The organism is Sphingobacterium wenxiniae (assembly GCF_900116225.1).
In the GTDB taxonomy this organism is placed as follows: domain Bacteria; phylum Bacteroidota; class Bacteroidia; order Sphingobacteriales; family Sphingobacteriaceae; genus Sphingobacterium; species Sphingobacterium wenxiniae.
In genome coordinates, this window is the sequence record NZ_FOZZ01000003.1 from 303,653 (window position 1) to 322,627 (window position 18,975).

The following is an 18,975-nucleotide window of genomic DNA, read 5'->3' on the forward strand; positions in this document are numbered from 1 at the left end:
ACTTCATTTACCACCGTAACTTTAAAATAAAAATACCTATTTTCGGGGAATGACAGTGCATAAGGACAATTTATTCCAATACAACACCAAACAGCGATGGAAAGTTTTCCTCTTGCTCTTTGCGGCTCTTATAGCCGCTGCTTCGTTATTGTATACCAACTATCTGGTCAAGAATTTATCCCTGTCTGAACGTACTAAAGCAGAGGTATGGGCTATGAGCACGCGTAGTATTCTTTCCATGCCGGATGTGGACGATCAGTTTATCAGTTTTGTATATGCAGTGCGTGATAGTCTGTCTATTCCTGCCATCATCACCGATGCACAGGGGAATATTATCTTTTGGCGCGGGTTGGACAGCACCAAAACCAACATCAAGGAACATGGTGGCGACTCCACACAACAGGCTTTGCAGTACGATCCTACTTATTTTGAGAAACAACTGGCTGAAATGAAGCGGAGTCACCCGCCTATTGACCTCCTGTTGGATAATAACGAGACTTGGTCTGTCTATTATAAGGATTCTGATGCACTACGCCAATTGCGTGTGTTTCCTTACATACAACTGTCCCTGATAGCTGTTTTTCTTGCCATAGCTTATTCTGTTTTCAACTCTATCCGAAAATCGGAACAGAACTTGGTGTGGGTGGGGATGGCCAAGGAAGCAGCTCACCAGTTGGGTACGCCAATTTCTTCCCTGATGGGTTGGTTGGAATTGGTTCGTATGAAATTTGATGCAGAGGACGATAATATCCTAAACGAGATGGAACGGGATGTAAAGCGATTGGAAATTGTTGCGGATCGCTTTTCCAAAATAGGCTCTACGCCGACATTGACCAATCACATCGTCTATAATGTTATTTTAGATTTTGTGAATTATTTTAAAGTCCGGACAAGTGATAAAATCACATTTGAGCTACAGGGAGACCGTACGATAGAAGCCAAGCTGAATATCCCCTTATTTGATTGGATTATCGAAAATTTATTAAAAAATGCGGTCAATGCAATAGAATCTGAAGGAAAAATTTCTATCAACATCATCGATAACATTGCAAAAGAAGAAATTTTTATAGACATTAGCGATACGGGAAAGGGAATACCCAAATCAAATTTTGATTCTGTATTCCAGCCCGGATTCACCACGCGCAAACGTGGATGGGGCTTAGGACTTAGTTTGACCAAGCGCATGGTAAATTATCACCAAGGACAGATCTTCATCAAAGAATCGGAGATAGGAAAAGGAACAACATTTAGAATAATACTTAAAAGCAATCTACGTTATGAACCCACTCAAGTCTGACGAATATCCAGCAGTTTACGCCGACTATATCGATCATGTAGTAGGCGATGTAATGGAAGACCTGCAAGAGCAGCTACAAATCTTCCCGGAATTTATACGTTCTATTTCTGAAGATATGGGTTCTTATGCCTATGCTCCGGGAAAATGGACAATCAAGGAGGTTTTGTGCCATATATTGGATACCGAACGGGTTATGGCCTATCGTGCATTGCGGTTTTCGCGCAATGACATGACCGAGCTTGCTCCTTTCGAGCAGGATCCATACGTACAGAATGCACGCCATAATGAACGCTCTTTGGAAAGTATTGCCGACGAATTTACTTATTTGCGTCGAGGCAACTTAGCGTTGTTCGAAACTTGGAACGAAGCGGAGTTGGCCCGAAAAGGCATGGCTGCAGGACGTTTAGTCACTGTCCGCGCTTTTTTATATGTCATTGCCGGACACTTAACACATCACCGCATTATTCTGAAAGAACGCTATTTAAACAACGAAAATGTCGAACAATATCTGGTTTAAGAATTATCCACTCGAAGAAATCAATGTTATCTTCGGGAAGTTTATGACAGGCTACTTGGATATCAAAGCTACAGCCGTAGAAGACAATATGCTCATCGCTACGATGCCAATAACGGATCGGGTCAAGCAGCCATTTGGCATCTTGCATGGCGGAGCTTCAGTCGTTCTGGCTGAATCGGTTGGCAGCGTTGCGTCCAACCTTATCATTGATCCGGCTCTTTTTGTAGGCGTAGGTATGGAAGTGAACGCCAACCATCTCAAATCAGTGGCAGAAGGCACCTTATTTGCCTACTGTTCCGCTCTTCATATTGGCAAAACCAGCCATGTATGGGATATCAAGATCAGAAATGAAAAGGAAGAACTGATCTGTGTTTCTCGACTAACTGTGGCTATCCGCGAGAAAAAAAGCCGGTAAAAAAGAACTTTTTACTTGTTATTTTGTCTTAACAGTAATGACATTCCATTTTAATCGGATGTTGTAATACGGTTTAGGTTATAGATAGGCTCCGTTTCCCAACGGAGCCTATCTACTTTAAAGTTTTTCCTGATTGTCCCTAATCAAAACCAACAGGACTTACCTTTCACAATATATGCAACCGATTGCCTGATATTTTTCGTTTCCTATTATCAATATAATTTATTAGTCTTGTAATACGGAAGGTTTCCAAAACAGACAACCAACCAAATTAAAATAAACTTTTTATCAATGAATAGTATCGACACACCAAAAAAAACAGCTTTTATGCCAATGGCAATCTGTTGTGCTTTTTTCTTTATTCTTGGGTTCATAACCTGGGCAAATGGGTCATTAATACCCTTTTCCAAACAAGCATTCAATCTTGAAACAGATTTACAAGCATTCTTGGTAACGACAGCTTCGTATATCGCTTACTTTTTTATGGCTATTCCAAGTTCTTGGATTCTGAAAAAAATTGGATTTCACAATGGTTTAGTAACCAGTATCGTCATGTTGGCCTTAGGCTCTCTCTTGTTTATTCCAGCAGCAGACAATAGCAGCTACTTATTGTTCTTAGCCGCTATTTTCGTTCAAGGATCTGGTATGGCACTGTTACAAACAGCTGTGAATCCTTATTTGAGTATCATTGGACCAATAGATAGCGCTGCACAAAGGATTTCTATAGCTGGTGTCTTCAACAAAACAGCTGGAATCATAGCTCCGATTGTATTAGGATCCTTACTTCTTAAAGGAGCTAACGATTCACAAGCTAAATTAGAAGCGGCAACTTCAGAGGTTGAAAAAACAGCTATTCTTGATCAATTACTACAACAATTACACACGCCTTACATCGCATTAGCTATATTTTTGTTCATTTTTGCTATCCTTCTTAAGTTTATTGTAAAACTTCCTGAGGTAAATGCTGAAGACGATGAAGTAACAAGTGCAGAAAAATCTAAAAAATCTGTGTTTGAGTATCCTCATTTATTCTTGGGCGCTTTCGCTATCTTTTGTTGTGTAGGTGTTGAAGTAATGGCTGGCGATATTATCGGAACTTATGCCCGAGAGTTGGGTTCTGTACCACAAGTATTTACAGACAATGCTACAGCTTTCACATTAGGGTTTATGTTGGTGGGTTACCTAATTGGTATTGTTACCATTCCTAGATTTGTATCACAGCAAACAGCATTACGCATCTGTACATCAGTCGGTATCATTTTTACCATCTTGTCAGTCGTCACGACAGGTTTAACGTCTTTTTGGTTCGTGGCATTACTTGGCTTAGCAAACTCACTGATGTGGCCAGCGATTTTCCCACTTGGCATCAAAGGTTTGGGTAATTTCACAAAAATCGGATCTGCTATTATGATTATGGGTATAGCTGGTGGTGCTATCTTACCTCCTCTGTACGGCTACATCAAAGACCACTTAGAGGTTAACTTTCAGACAGCATTCTTGGTTACAATGGTACCCGCTTACCTATACATTGTATACTTCGCAACCTGGGGTCACAAGATCGGACAGAAAAAAGCTTAACATATTTACAGGGCATCGCTTTCGTGATGCCCTTTCTCTTTACAAAATTCTTGTTATCTTTAGGCTGATTAAAAAAAACAGACTATATGAAAAAAGCTTTTTTATCTCTATTCGCTGCCGGAGCAATCTTTTTGTCCCTACAAGAGGCACAAGCGCAAGCAAAACTTCCACCTGCCAGTAGCACGACCAAAATCGAGCAAGGTGTAGGTATCCGTAACATATCACTTGTTTATCAACGCCCTAATGCAAATAATCGTGTTGTTTTCGGTGGCTTAGTCCCTTATAATGAGGTATGGCGCACAGGAGCCAACAATATTCCTGCGATTACTTTTGAAGAAGAGGTAACTATCGCTGGAAATAAAGTTCCTGCAGGCACCTATGGTATTTTTAGTATCCCTACGCAAAACGGCGATTGGACCATTATCCTTAGCAAAAATGTACAGCAGTGGGGTGCTTATCAATACAAACAAGAGGAAGATTTCTTGCGTTTTTCTGCGAAACAGCAGAAACTAAACGATAAAGTTGAAACCTTTACCATGGCTTTTGAAAATGTCAATCCAAAAGGAGCAGATTTAACGCTAACATGGGAAAACACAAAAGTCTCTTTCCCCATCGCTGTCGATCAATCTAAAGAAATCATTGCTAGCATCGAAGAAGCCATGAAAGGTGAGAAAAAACCTTACTTCCAGGCTGCACAGTATTACTTCAACAACGACTTAGATATCAATAAGGCAGTAGAATGGGCAAACGAAGCCGACAAAGGCAATACGCAAGCACCACATATCAAATATTGGAGAGCACGCATCCAATTGAAAGCTGGCGACAAAGCTGGAGCAATCAAAACCGCAACCGAAGGAGTTGCTATAGCAAAAGCAGCTAATAACGACGAATATGTGAAGTTAAATACGCAAGTGCTTAACGAATCTAAATAGTTTTTGTAACGAAGTTGTTTAAAAATGGTTATGCATTTTTAAACAACTTCGTTTTTCTCTTTGATAGCCAATTGTCCACAAGCGGCATCAATATCCTTTCCACGGCTACGACGCACATTGGTAATAATTCCTTGCGATTTCAAATAGGCTGCAAATTCATCGATTTTATCGGCTTCGGCATTCACAAAATCCGCCAAAGCAATAGGGTTATACTCAATGATATTCACCTTACAAGGCACATGCTTACAGAAGCGAGCCAGTTCTTTTGCATCTTCCAGCTCATCATTGAAATTATGAAAAACGATATATTCAAATGTAATCGGGCTCTTCGTTTTGGCATAGAAATATTTTAGTGCTTCCGCCAAAGCCTGCAATGAGTTCTGCTCGTTAATAGGCATAATCTCATTACGCTTTTTGTCATTTGCCGCATGTAGGGAAAGGGCTAAATTGAACCGCACTTCATCGTCCCCAAGCTTTTTTATCATCTTGGCAATACCTGCTGTAGAAACGGTGATACGCTTCGCCGCCATATTCAATCCATCGGGAGCAGTGATACGTTCCACTGATTTCAGCATATTGCTGTAATTCAACAAAGGTTCACCCATACCCATGTACACAATATTGGTCAAGGGTTGTTGGTACTGTTCCTCTGCTTGCTTGGCGATAAGTACCACTTGGTCATAAATTTCATCAGCATTCAGGTTGCGTTTGCGATCCATATAACCCGTAGCACAGAATTTACAGGTTAAACTGCACCCCACTTGAGAACTAACACAAGCCGTCATCCGCTCAGGGGCAGGAATCAATACGCCCTCAATGACATTGCCATCATATAAGGTGAAACTGCTTTTGATGGTTTTATCGGAACTGATTTGCGACTGCCTTACCTGAACTGCGTGGATTACAAAATGTTCTTTCAGTTTCTCACGCAGAGCCTTGCTTAGGTTACTCATTTGGTCAAAGTCCGTACAGGATTTCACCCACAACCATTCGTAGATTTGCTTGGCACGAAAACCTTGCTCCCCCATCTGCGTCAACGTATCCTTTAACTTCTCTAAGGATAAACTTCTGATATCAATCAATTTACTTTGTATAGCCACAGTGCAAAGATACGGTAATTTTACCAAATGGTATATGCGGGGTAAAATGGTAGGGGATTAATGATTAATAGCAATGGAGGATTTTATTAGATAGTTTTGTCGCTCAAGCCCCCGAAAGCTTTCGGGGGCTTGAGCGACAAAACTATTTGTAGAAATAAAACCTCTCTCTTTTAATTAACTAAAAAAACAGCATTTGCCATTAACAATTTACCGCTCTCCCAAAAGTTTCGAAACAGCACATTATCTACCAGATAAATCACTGTACCTGCTCCAACAGATTCCGTACCGAACACTAAACCGTTTTTCATTTGTTTGCTGAGATTTTGCCCAACGAAACCACTCATTAAGGAATTTTCTTTAATATAACCCACATTCCAACCCTTATTATCGGTGAAATATTGGAAAAGATTAGCGCTTTCTTTCAGCGTGAAATAGTTATCCGTGCCAAAAAATAAGGGGTGAGTTTTGTCAAAATCTACTTTATAGATTGCTCCTGCAGTGTATTCCTTCAACGCATCACGTTCTCTATCCGCATAAGCTCTTAAGGGAGATTCCTTAGCCTTAGCAACCGAATCCTGCTTCACAGCCTTGATATTACTCCAACCTTGTGAAGATACTTGATTTACGGCATTGCCTATAGCGATTACTTTGCCTCCTCCGCGAATCCAATTGGCGAAAGCCTCACTCTGCGCTTTTTCTTTTAAAAAAGAATAGTTTCCCGTAGGCATGATAAACACATCTATCTCATCCCATTTCACACGACTGATATTCTTCGGGTTGACCAAGACAATAGGATATTCCAGCTGTCGATCAAAATAATGCCACACTTCTCCTACATTCAGCGCTCTCTGCTCTTCTCCTGCCAACATCATGACTTTTGGCGCTTTCACCGATTTCACGTCCGAGCTTCCTAGATCCTTGGCACCATCAACAATGCCTGAATTTATAGGATGTAGGGTAACAGCAAATTTATCAGCCTGCTGCTTGACAATCTTCTTAAAATCAATATTTTTATTCGCGCCTGCCATCAAAATAACCGAACCGCTCGGAAATTCTTCACCGTTCAGCTTGAAGGCAATTTCAGAAGTTTTAACACTTACTTTCTCTTTCAATAGGGCTGCTAATAACTGTGCGGATGCAAAGCCATTCCATTTGAAAGCGTAGCCGAAGCCATCGATAACGGTATTGGAGACAGTCGGCAGTTTATAATCCGCTGATTTTGCAACTTTACCGGTAGAGGCAAGAGCCGGAACTCCGTATACATACGGCAGCGACCAAGCCGTGATATCATACGTAACGGAGTCTGTCAACTTAGCTTCCGGTTCAAAAAGAACCCTTACTAATGCTGCTTTAGATTGATTGCCAGGAATGACTACGTCTCTGTTCTTTATGGTATAACTTTCATTTCTCTTACTGAAATAGTCAAGTCCTTTCACTGCTCCAGAGGCACTATAATACTGTATCTTATTCTTATCTAACAGTTGTAGCAATGCCCTGATTTTGAGTTCATGTTTAGGCTCGTACTTCAAAATATAGCTGTGGTAAGAGGAAAGTCGCCCCTCCACAGCATCTGTATGGAATTTTTTAAATTCTGCCACCACTTTATCTGCATGACCAGACACGACCTCTACAACATTCAAGCCAGAGGCATGATGCTGCAAAGCACGATCCACTAAAGTCAGCGTATCCTTATCGCTGGTATAAATCCCCAATCCGGCAGAACCATTTCCTGCTTTTTCATAAGTCATTCCGATAGCACCGGAATAGATGGGATAAGTATCACCGTAAGAAGGATAAAACAGATCAAAACGTTCCTTCGTAAAATATAACCAGCCTTGTTGGTCAAAATATTGGGCATTGTGTTTTCCGATTGTTCCCTGAAACTCCCGTTGCCAAGGGGTAATCACTTCATGAAATGGCTCGGCTGCCGGAGGAAAATAATAAGGAGAATTTACGCCTTGCTCGTGAAAATCCACATGGATATGTGGCAACCATTTATTGTAAAGTGCTAGACGCTGTTCACTTTCGACTTGCGTTTGCCATGCCCAATCCCTGTTCAGATCAAAATAATAATGGTTTATCCTTCCCCCCGGCCAAGGTTCCTGATGTTCTCGTGCATACAGGTCTGGATAGAACTGTGTACCCAAAACACCATTCTGCCAATTGTTATAGCGCTCTGTACCATCTGGGTTTAGGCAAGGATCGATGACGATCAGGGTATTAGCCAATGCTGCTTTTGTTTTTGCGTTATTGGGATTAACCAATTGGTATAATGTCATCATGGATGCTTCCGCCGAAGAGGTTTCATTACCATGAACGTTATTACTCATCCAGACAATGGCAGGCATATCTGATAAAGTTGGATCGCCTTCGGTCAATTTTGCCAATCGCAGATTGTTCAAACGTATTTCTTCCAATCGAGCAATGTTCTTCTCCGAGGAAATGAAGAATGCATAGAGAGGTCTTCCCTCCACCGAGGTACCGTATTGCTCAAACTTGATCTTGTCAGGAACTTGACTTGCTACATATTTGTAGTATTCCAGAAGTTTCCAGTGTGGTGTAATCTTGGCACCGACTTGATGACCTAAGTATTCTTCGGGAGACTTTACTTGTGCCCACGAAAGACTGAATAGGAAGAAAAAAGCGATACTAAATAACTGTTTCATGAAGTTTAGATTAGTAAGCGCAAGATAAGACTTTTTATGAATAAATAAAGAAATGGGGCAAGTGTACTTGCCCCATTTCTTTATTTATTCAACGCTTCTCTAACCTTGGGAGCGATCTTTGTTCCATAAAGTTCGACAGCTTTCATCATGTCTTTATGATCCGGACTCCCCACATCCATGTGTGCAGAAAAACGGGTCAGACCGAACAACTCAATAATATGTAATATCTTGTCTATCGATTGGTTTACATCTCCTACAATCAAATGTCCATGCATAGAACGACCAAAGTCGTATTGCATCCGTTGATAAGGGGGCCATCCTCTGGAAGCTCCGATTCTGTTCATCTGTCCAGCATAAATCGGGTAGTACTTGTCCGCCACTTCTTGACCATTTTCACCAAAGAAAGCATGCATATGAACACCTACTTGAAAATCTTCTGGATCATGCCCATTATCATCCCATGCCTGACGATATACCTCAAACAACGGCTGAAAGTTTTCGGGATTCCCACCGATAATGGCAAACATAACCGGCAACCCCATTTTACCTGCACGAATAACAGAAGAAGTCGTTCCTCCCACAGCAACCCATATAGGCAGACTATTATGTTTTGGTAGTGGAAAAACGGGTTGGTTAATCAACGGTTTTCGGAATCTCCCTGACCAGGTAATCGTATCTTGTTTATTTAAACGAACCAATAAATCGAGCTTCTCCTCGAATAAATCCGCATAGTCCTTCAAGTCATATCCAAACAAAGGGAAAGACTCGATGAAAGATCCTCGTCCCGCCATGATTTCCGCACGTCCGTCAGAGATCAGATCAACAGTTGAAAAATCTTGAAACAACTTAACAGGATCTGCTGAGCTGAGCACAGATACCGCGGATCCCAACTTAATATGTTTGGTCACCGTAGCTGCGGCTGCCAAAACAATTTCGGGCGAAGCAACAGCATAATCCTCTCGATGATGTTCTCCCATACCAAAGAAATCTAAGCCTACTTCATCCATTAGCTTCACCTCTTCGATAATCTCGTGCATCCGCTGTGCAGCTGGCTGTATCTTTCCTGTTGTGGGATTAATCTGTAGATCCCCGAACATACCTACGCCTAATTCAATCATACTATTTTTTCCTTTCTGAGACAAAGGTAGCCGGTCTATTAGACCTGTGCATTGATATACATCAAGAAATGCTTAACCGTGAATATATTCTTTCTTCCCGTAGCTTTGGATAAGTTCACCTTCAAAGTCTAACCACTCCTGCCAACGTTTGTCCACATCTACATCTGTTGCATATTTTCGTGCAAAGTTCAGGAATGTGGTATAATGATTAGCCTCGGATACCATCAGGTCATAATAGAATTTCGCCAGCTTTTCATCCTTGATATTTTTGGACAATACCCGAAAACGCTCACAGCTACGGGCTTCAATCATCGCTGCAAAAAGTAAGCGGTCGATAAAGGCTTGATTACGCGAACCATCTTTTTTGGAAAATTTCATCAATTGACCTACATAATCATCTTTACGCTCACGCCCTAATGTATAGCCTCGCTCTTTGATGATTTCGATAACCATTTTGAAATGTTCCATCTCCTCAATAGCAATTGCAGTCAGTTCATGAACCAAATCTTCCAATTCTGGATTCTGCGTAATTAAAGTAATGGCATTGGACGCCGCCTTTTGCTCACACCAAGCATGATCGGTTAAGATTTCTTCCAAATTTCCCTCTGCAATATTGGCCCAACGAGGGTCTGTCAATAGTTTCAATCCAAGCATAACTGTACGTAATTAAATAAGACAAAGCTACGAAATAAAAGCGAAGCGCCTCCCATAGGAAGGCGCCTCAACTTGTATTTTAATATTAGCTTTTTCAATTCAGCACAACCTATAAGGTTTCCTGATTTCACCATCGTATGCAATATACGCAACTATAATCAAGCTTTATAGATTGATTTTTTATCCAAAAAACTTTTCGGGATCAAAACCGTGCTCTTTAAGTACATCCTCGGGAACACCGTTCCATACGCCGGGTCTATTTCCGGCATAGCCTATATCCTTAATACCTATTTCGCTCGTGAAGAATCCCGAGGAAGTCAGATTACGCATTAAGGAAAAGAAAGCTACGCCTTGTTGCATTTCAGGTTTCGCTTTTTCAGGGTAAGCAATTTCTTCCACCAAAGCGAGTTGATCGGCTTCCTTGCAATTGACAAATGCATCACCGTAACGTCGCTGTGCTTGCAGATCCAACCACTTCAAACCTCCGCGCATAGGTGTCTTATTATCCGGAAGATCTTTCACCATGAATTCGATAAATTCTGGCACATCTGCTTCTGACGCCGATCCTGAGACTTCATCTTTGGGTATAATAATATCTGCTAAGACGGTAATCGTTGCCATTTCATGATCGGTAAAGAATTTCTCTTCCAATAATTTCTGGGTGCGTTCATGCTCCCAATCCATTACACCAGGTAGCTTATCTGCGTCCGCTACTGCCTGTACACTCTTACTTTTATCATCTTTACAAGCTCCTGCCAATAGACCTGAACCTGCAGCTACCAGCCCTAATGCTTTTAATGATTCTCTTCTGTTCATCGCAATATTTTATTAGCTGTTTAACTTTTTCTTCTCTTCCAAAATATATTCTGCGGTACGCATAGACAGTGCCAAGATAGTCCACGTCAGGTTCTTATCCCCTTGCTGCACAAAAGGTCCGGCATCCACTACATATAGGTTCTTACAGTCATGTGCTTGCCCCCATTTGTTCAGTACCGATGTTTTCGGATCATTACCCATACGGGTTGTACCACCCTCATGGATAATTTTCCCCGGAGCTTCCAAGCCATACATGGTATCCGCACCAGGAATCCTTGAAGTAATAACAGCTCCCATCTCATGCATAATAGATTGGAAGGTATCGATCATGTGTTTAGCCTGCTGAACCTCTTCATGTGCCCATTTGTAATGGAAACGAAGTACAGGAATACCATATTTATCCACTCTGTTCGGGTCGATTTCACAGTAATTGTCTTTTCGGGCCAATGCTGTTCCCCGTCCTGCCATACCTACGTTTGCACCGTAAAAGCTGCGATAGTCTTGCTTTAAAGATTTACCGTAACCACCTCTGTCTTTGCTTTCACCATTTTTATCTCTGCTATTCACATTCGGCACCCAATTTAGGAAACCATAAGAAGGCATGTGTAATCCGCCTCCATATTCAATATGATAGCCTCTCGGGAAATTCAATTTTTTGTTGTCTTCCCACCAAGGTGAATAGATATGTACGGAGCCAACGCCGTCTTCATTATAGCGTTTTCTGTCCATCAACTGAGGTAGATAGCCCGATAAACTTGCACCTGTTGAATCGTGCAGATATCGACCGACCAAACCAGTGCTGTTGCCTACCCCCCCTGGATGTGCTGCTGATTTGGAGTTCAACATAATCCGCGCACTTTCACAGGCACTTGCTCCAAGGATAACCGTTTTGCCACGAACAACGTATTCTTGTAAATCTGTGGTGTTCACATAAGAAACCCCTGTTGCAACTCCTTCATCATTGGTAATCACTTCCCGCACCATCGCATTGTCAATCACTTTCAGATTGCCTGTTTTCATCGCTGGAATGACCAGACAGGACGAAGATGAAAAATCACCATAAACCTTACAAGCTCTTCCGCACTGTCCGCAGTAGAAACATGTTCCGCGACCTTTAATCTCAGGAGATACCTCTGTCAAGACCGAACCTCGACCCGGAATAACCGGTACACCGGCTTTTTTTGCTCCTTTAGCAATATAAAGTTCGTTCAAGCGAGGTTTTGGTGGCTTCATAAAGATGCCGTCTGGTTCATTTTCTATGCCCTCTACCGTTCCATAAATTCCAATCATACGGTCAACACGATCGTAAAACGGTTTTACTTCATCATAGGTAATTGGCCATTCATCTGTTACTCCATCTTTTGGTTTAAAGTCGTCCGGTCCCATACGTAAGGAGATACGTCCCCAGTGATTTGTACGCCCCCCCAACATCCTTGCACGGAACCATTCAAATTCTGTCCCTGCAACCTTTGTATAAGGCTCACCTTCCAGCTGCCAACCACCGAAGGCGGCATCAAAATCCCCGAAAGGGCGTGTAGTACCTGCTCCACGTCTTGGGGATTCCCAAGGCCAACGGAGCTGCAATGCATCCACAGCTGGATCATAGAACGGTCCAGCCTCGAGCATTAAGACCTTAAGTCCCGCATGTGCAAGGATATAACCAGCCATACCTCCGCCTGCACCTGACCCCACAACAATAGCATCATATACCTCCGGACTCTCTTTAATCTGATAATTTGACATGATTTACAAATTGATTATTCGGTTTATTTTAATCTCTTCTCTTTTACTAATACCATTTAGCAAAAGTAAATATAGAAAAAAGTTTTATTTTCCACCAAAAATATCTGTGTATCATGATGGTTACGGAGGGAGACATACTGCTGGTCAAATATAGAAACTCAATACCATAAGACAAAAACTGTTAGACGAACAAACAAACCTATGACATGATTATCTTGAGCAATCCGTAAATTTGCCTTACAATATTAAGAAATGATTACACGAGAACAAGTTTTGCACGCTTTAAGTCATGTCGAAGAGCCTGACCTCAAAAAGGACCTGGTAACACTCAACATGATACAAAATATAGAGATACTTCCTAACAAGATTAAATTTGATGTCGTCCTAACCACCCCAGCTTGTCCTCTGAAAGGACATATTGAACATGCATGCCGGAATGCAATTGCTTTATTTATTGGCAAAGAGGTTGAAACAGAAATCAATATGACCTCTCGCGTTATCGGAGCAGATGCACAGCTTGATGGTATTAAAAATATTATTCTGGTTTCCTCCGGCAAAGGTGGAGTTGGTAAATCCACCGTAGCTAGTAACCTGGCTTTAGCACTAGCAGAAACAGGCGCTAAAACTGGTTTATTGGATGCTGATATTTACGGTCCATCTTTACCTCTGATGTTCGGGCTGGAAGGGGTTAAACCACAGTCCACACAGACGGCTGATGGCAAAACTAAGATTGTCCCGGTTGAGAAGTTTGGTCTTAAATTACTCTCCATCGGTTTCTTTACCGACCCGAATCAACCCATTCCTTGGCGAGGCCCCATGGCGACTTCTGCCATTAAGCAACTCTTTGGAGATACCGACTGGGGAGAATTGGATTACTTGGTAGTGGATATGCCTCCCGGAACAGGAGACATCCATATAACTGTAGCACAAGGCTATCCTATAGCCGGAGCTGTTATCGTAACTACACCTCAACAGGTCGCTCTAGCTGATGCCATTAAGGGACTGGCCATGTATCAAATGGAAGGCATCAATGTCCCTGTTTTAGGCGTTGTGGAGAACATGGCTTATTTCACACCTGTAGAGCTTCCTGACAACAAATACTATATTTTCGGCAAAGACGGCGGTAAAAGACTCGCAGAAACCAACAATGTACCTTTCTTAGGAGAAATCCCTTTAGTAAAAGCTGTTGCAGATTCCGGAGACAATGGTTTCCCCATTCTTTTGGATGCAGATGAACCTGTGGCGGAAGCATATAAATTCATTGCAGGACGGGTAGCCCAAGAGTTGAGTATTTTAGCTAATAGCAAATAATAAATAAAGCCTACCGGAAGATCAGTAGGCTTTATTTATTATTTTACAGAAGATAACCGCCAAGTAAAAATCCCCAGCACAAAAGTGCTGGGGATTTTATTTACAGCTGAATATAAATCAGCGATTACCATCCAGGGTTTTGCTGCCCTCTTAACACAGGGTTAGCATCCAATTCTGATTGTGGGATAGGCCACAAGAAAACATATTCAGAATAAGCAACCACAGCCTGTGCCGGAGTTAAGATAGTTGAACCATCATACACCGCAGATGACAACTGCTGAGGCAATACTTTGGCTGGAATTCCTCCTGTTCCATAAGGGGAAAGCGCTAAACGATGTACATCACCCCATCTTTTCCCTTCTGCAGAGAACTCTATACGACGTTCGTTATAAATTGCCTTTTTCAAATCTGAAGGAGCTGTGGCTCCAAAAGAATTTGCTGCGCCAACTGCACGGTCACGAACAGCATTCAATAAACGTAAAGCTTGTGCATCATTACCATCATAAGCATATGCCTCTGCTACGTTTAACAGAACCTCCGAATAACGCAAAATCGGATTCCAATCGTCGTTATCCCCATATTTTCTGAATTTATAAGTATATACAAATGGACGATCTCCCGCACTTTGTTTATAAGTAAGCTCTTTCTTACGCACATCGTCTGCCAACCAGAAGTCAATGTTGTAGAAGTTCGGGCTTATTGCTACCAAATCACGACCATTTAATGCCGATGGCCCTAACATTCCTGAGATAGCTCCGTTCACACCACCATTCGATGCGATACTTTGCGCTACGGAGAAAATAGACTCCACGTTGTTCGTATAACTTAAGAAAGGTGTAGTTGGATCTGCTTCTAATCTGAATCCCCCAATAGAAGACTGGAAAGGTGCCGAACTTGCATCCGTTCCCAATTTAGCTCCTTCTGCAATTACACCTTTGTAATCTGCTTGATGTAACTTGATACGTGTTTTCAAGGCAATAGCTGCACCTTTTGTCGCACGAGAAATACGCGCGGCAGCTGATGAGCGTGTCGCAGGAAGAATATTTTCTGCTTCATCCAAATCAGCTAATAATTTAGCATACGCATCTGCGACAGTACCTCTTTCCAAAGCATTTGCTTCGGAAGCCGCAGCGGCACTAGTAATAGCAATCGTTCTGTATGGAACACCTAAATTACTTGTAGGGTTATCAGCATACGGACGTGCAAAATGTATCAGCAATTCATGGTGAGACAATGCACGCAGGAAAAGTGCTTCTCCTTTGTATGGATTAGCTACTTCGGCAGATAGAACGCCGGCAGAAACTGCTCCATCCACACCTTCGATAATAACATTACACTGGTTAATCAAAGCATAAAGCTGTTCCCAGTGATTAACATTATTCGCAGAAGTCACATTGTAAGTATTCTGATACGTGATTTGGAAAAAGGCCTGTAAGTTGACCATATCTTCGCCACGCATCTCTCCCTGCTCAATAGAAGCTCCACCAAATGGGTAACCACGACCGGCCCCACCGTTATACGTACCTACAGCCGCCTGCCAATACATACCGTTTACCGCCAATTCGATATTTTCAGGTGTGGTGAATGCCGTTGTTTCTGAAAGTGCAGACAGCGGATCCAGCTCTGTGAATTTCTCACAAGAACTAAAGGACAAGCACAATGCTAATAATGATGCCCCAAAGATTTTATATTTTATTTTCGTCTTAAACATGTTATTCAATTTTTAAAATCCAACATTAAGTCCTAACGTGAATGTACGCGGAATCATATTTGCTCTGTTATCTAATGCTGATTGGCTATTTGTTGTAAAGCTATTAGCCACCTCTGGGTCTATACCAGAGTATTTTGTAATTACGAATGCATTTTCAACATTTGCGTATACTCTCAAGCTGGAAAGGTGTATTGTAGACAAGAATGGTGCATTATTGAATGAATAACCAACACCGATGGTTTTCATACGTAAGAAATTACCATTTTCTAAGAAGCGACTATTCGTTCTTCCTTCCAAATTGATAGAAGAACCGTGTCCGTAAACCACTTTAGGTACATCTGTTTGTTGACCAGGAGTAGTCCAACGATCCAACAATTCCGTTCCTGCATTTCTGAAGTCCATACCATTCAAAGCCTCTTGACGAGTTTGGTTGTAAACTTTATTACCTCCTGAATAAACCATATTCACAACGAAATCTAAACCTTTGTAACGGAAAGTATTGTTAAAACCACCGTACCATGTAGGTAATGATTTGCCCAAGATTTGTTTGTCTCCCAAAGAACCAGCTTGGCTTACGTCAGTAGGATTGCTTGCATCGTATTTACGGTAACTTGTTGTACCTGCAACGTTTTGAACCAATTCACCTTTGTCTGTTCTATAGATAGCATTACCGTTTTCAGCATTTACTCCGTAATATTCATATCCGAAGAAAGAGCCAATGGATTCGCCTTCTCTATTTACATGATAAGTGTAGGTAATGTCATTTCCATCAACCAGTGTCTGAATTTCATTCTTTACGAAAGTAGCATTGAAGTTGGTATTCCATACGAAGTTATCGTTAGAAATCACATTTCCTCCTACTGTAAACTCAAGACCTTGGTTAAACATCTTACCAACATTCATATTGATCGAGTTACCCGGAACACCTAATGATGGAGACATTGGCACAGCCAAAATCATATTATCAATATTATTGCGGAAGAAATCTGCCGTGAATGTAATACGGTCATTTAGGAAAGCCATATCTAAACCGACATTGATTTTTTTACTGGTCTCGAACTTAAGATCGGGATTACCGGCCTGTGAATAGTAAATACCCGCATCAGCTCCATAAATACGAGCAGCAAAAATCCCCGCATAAGGGTAAGAGCCTATTTCGGTGTTACCCACCTCCGCATAACCACCTCTTAACTTAAACTGGCTGATAAAGTTGCTTGTAAAAAAGTCTTCACGTGCAACATCCCATCCCAATGAAACCCCAGGAAGGGTGGCACTCTGTTTGCCATGTGGCAATGAAGAGATTTTATCGTGTCTTAGAGTTGCTGACAAGAAGTATCTATCCAACAACACATAGTTTGCACGGGCAAAAGAAGACTGGAAAGCTCTTTCAGAAGCACCGCCACCCAACAATTGATTTGTCAATGAACCAGAGATGATGTTCTCATTTTCTGCAAAATAAGTCGATGATAAACCTGTTCCGTGTGCAAAGAAGTTGCGACTTTTTGATTTCTGATATTCTAAACCGGCAACGATATCCAAACGACTTGTACCAAAATCTACCTTATAGTTTAAGGTATTCTGCCAGTTGTAGCGGAAGCTTGGTAAATAGTATTGATAAATACGTCCCGTCACTGAGCGACCATCTCCGTGCTCTGGATTCCAATACAAATATTCTTCTCCGGCAATATATTGCGTAGCAATCTGGGTTCTAAAATCTAACCCTTTAAGCAGGTTCACATTCGCATAAGCATTACCATTGAAATGTAGGTTAGCCGACTTATAAATATTGTGATCTAACACATACGCTAAGTTTGTATAGTTACCATCAATACCAGACAAGTTCGCGCCGGATCCTAGTGCAGCACCATCTGCAGACAAGTTATATGTACCATCTGCCCATTTTGCAGGTACATTCGGAAGAGCCACTAAAGAGTTAGCTACATTCCCCGAAAGAGAATTTCCTCCATCATTAAAACCACGGTCCTCTACGTAAGAAACTGCAGTATTCAAACCAAATGTTACTCTATTATTGAATGCTTTCTGATCTACCTTACCACGGATGTTATAACGTTTTTGGTTGTTCGATACAGACACACCTTCCATATTGCTGTAGCCTCCAGAGAAATAATAGGTCGTTTTATCCGTACCACCACTCAAAGACATAGCATGATTTTGTTGGAAAGCATTTCTGAAAGCAATTTTTTGCCAGTCTGTATCGTACACTTGTCCTGTTACAGGATCTGAGGTAGGGAATGCCTCTGGATCCCATCCTCTTGCAGCTAATTTTTCATTCGTGATTTCGATAAACTCATTCGCATTCATCAAGTCGTAACGTTTAGCAGGCGTAGCAACAGCGAACCAATTGTCATAAGTCGCTTTTACCTGACCAGCTTTACCTGATTTGGTTGTGATCAAGATAACACCACCTGCTGCTCTCGAACCATAAATTGCTGTAGCCGCACCGTCTTTTAATACTTCAACGCTTTCGATATCGTTGGAGTTAAGACTTCCCAATGGGTTCGTGTAGAATACGGCACTTTGATCGCCTGTGATAAATGGCACACCATCAATCACATACAATGGATCCGAAGAGCTGGAAATAGAACTTACCCCACGGATACGGATTTTTGCCGGCTGCCCCAAGATACCTGAAGTATTCGACGCCTGCACACCCGCAGCCAAACCAGATAAAGATCTATCCAACGATGGAGCTGTCACGTTTGCGAACTCCTCTCCTTTAATAGAAGTAATCGAACCTGTAATCTCTCTCTTCGTCTGTGTACCGTAACCTGTTACGATAACCTCATCCAACGAAGTTTCTCCACCTTGAAGAACTACGTTAACCGTACTACGGTTACCCACAGTCACTCGTTGAGTGGTATAACCAACGTACGTAAAGACCAATGTGCCATCAGCAGCAACATTGATCGAATAATTTCCTGAACCATCTGTTTGTGTAGCGACATTACTACCTGCAACAGCAACTGAAACCCCACTTAAGGAGCTTCCGTCCGAAGCTGAAGTAACCCGACCACTCACCTGACGATTCTGCGCAAACGATTGCCCTATCAAGCAAGTAAGCACAAAAATGATACTGAGTAATTTTTGTTTCATGTG

General features: G+C 41.8%; 14 protein-coding genes. 6 read left to right on the forward strand and 8 right to left on the reverse strand.

All coding sequences use genetic code 11. From position 1 onward, the window contains the following. Positions 1-49 precede the first annotated feature (49 nt). From BM375_RS06210 to BM375_RS06230, 5 genes are all read left to right on the forward strand, one after another. Complete coding sequence (locus BM375_RS06210; RefSeq protein ID WP_093364496.1) at positions 50-1,297, forward strand: sensor histidine kinase; 1,248 nt, start codon at positions 50-52, stop codon at positions 1,295-1,297. Beyond that, positions 1,278-1,814: a DinB family protein gene (locus tag BM375_RS06215; protein WP_093364497.1), complete on the forward strand. Its 537-nt coding sequence runs from the start codon at positions 1,278-1,280 to the stop codon at positions 1,812-1,814. The genes BM375_RS06210 and BM375_RS06215 overlap by 20 nt, the downstream gene beginning before the upstream one ends. Continuing rightward, the gene (locus BM375_RS06220) at positions 1,792-2,229 is read left to right on the forward strand and encodes a hotdog fold thioesterase (RefSeq protein WP_093364499.1); all 438 of its coding nucleotides are present in this window, start codon (positions 1,792-1,794) and stop codon (positions 2,227-2,229) included. The genes BM375_RS06215 and BM375_RS06220 overlap by 23 nt, the downstream gene beginning before the upstream one ends. Positions 2,230-2,520: 291 nt before the next feature. Then, a complete protein-coding gene (locus BM375_RS06225; RefSeq protein WP_244525838.1) occupies positions 2,521-3,807 on the forward strand; it encodes a sugar MFS transporter in 1,287 nt (428 codons plus the stop codon). Between the two features lie 86 nt (positions 3,808-3,893). Beyond that, positions 3,894-4,739, forward strand: a complete 846-nt coding sequence (locus tag BM375_RS06230; protein ID WP_093364500.1) for a DUF2911 domain-containing protein — start codon at positions 3,894-3,896, stop codon at positions 4,737-4,739. Between the two features lie 38 nt (positions 4,740-4,777). Here the strand turns inward: BM375_RS06230 and rlmN are convergent, their stop codons facing one another. The 6 genes from rlmN to BM375_RS06260 form a co-directional block, all read right to left on the reverse strand. Continuing rightward, positions 4,778-5,839, reverse strand: coding sequence for a dual-specificity RNA methyltransferase RlmN (rlmN, locus tag BM375_RS06235; protein ID WP_093364502.1), 1,062 nt, complete (start codon positions 5,837-5,839; stop codon positions 4,778-4,780). 170 nt (positions 5,840-6,009) lie between these two features. Next, the gene (locus BM375_RS06240) at positions 6,010-8,505 is read right to left on the reverse strand and encodes a M14 metallopeptidase family protein (protein WP_093364503.1); all 2,496 of its coding nucleotides are present in this window, start codon (positions 8,503-8,505) and stop codon (positions 6,010-6,012) included. An 80-nt stretch (positions 8,506-8,585) separates the two neighbouring features. Beyond that, complete coding sequence (locus tag BM375_RS06245; RefSeq protein WP_317614814.1) at positions 8,586-9,623, reverse strand: LLM class flavin-dependent oxidoreductase; 1,038 nt, start codon at positions 9,621-9,623, stop codon at positions 8,586-8,588. A gap of 72 nt (positions 9,624-9,695) precedes the next feature. Further along, positions 9,696-10,277 carry a MiaE family protein gene (miaE, locus tag BM375_RS06250; RefSeq protein ID WP_093364505.1) on the reverse strand — a complete coding sequence of 194 codons (582 nt, stop codon included), beginning with the start codon at positions 10,275-10,277 and terminating at the stop codon, positions 9,696-9,698. 180 nt (positions 10,278-10,457) lie between these two features. Further along, the gene (locus tag BM375_RS06255; RefSeq protein WP_093364507.1) at positions 10,458-11,093 is read right to left on the reverse strand and encodes a gluconate 2-dehydrogenase subunit 3 family protein; all 636 of its coding nucleotides are present in this window, start codon (positions 11,091-11,093) and stop codon (positions 10,458-10,460) included. 12 nt (positions 11,094-11,105) lie between these two features. Next, complete coding sequence (locus BM375_RS06260) at positions 11,106-12,836, reverse strand: GMC family oxidoreductase (protein WP_093364508.1); 1,731 nt, start codon at positions 12,834-12,836, stop codon at positions 11,106-11,108. A gap of 252 nt (positions 12,837-13,088) precedes the next feature. Between BM375_RS06260 and BM375_RS06265 the strand changes: the two genes are divergently transcribed. Then, positions 13,089-14,147 carry an Mrp/NBP35 family ATP-binding protein gene (locus tag BM375_RS06265; protein WP_093364510.1) on the forward strand — a complete coding sequence of 353 codons (1,059 nt, stop codon included), beginning with the start codon at positions 13,089-13,091 and terminating at the stop codon, positions 14,145-14,147. 124 nt (positions 14,148-14,271) lie between these two features. Here the strand turns inward: BM375_RS06265 and BM375_RS06270 are convergent, their stop codons facing one another. Beyond that, positions 14,272-15,858 carry a RagB/SusD family nutrient uptake outer membrane protein gene (locus tag BM375_RS06270; protein ID WP_093364511.1) on the reverse strand — a complete coding sequence of 529 codons (1,587 nt, stop codon included), beginning with the start codon at positions 15,856-15,858 and terminating at the stop codon, positions 14,272-14,274. Between the two features lie 12 nt (positions 15,859-15,870). After that, a complete protein-coding gene (locus BM375_RS06275; protein ID WP_093364513.1) occupies positions 15,871-18,972 on the reverse strand; it encodes a SusC/RagA family TonB-linked outer membrane protein in 3,102 nt (1,033 codons plus the stop codon). Positions 18,973-18,975 lie beyond the last annotated feature (3 nt).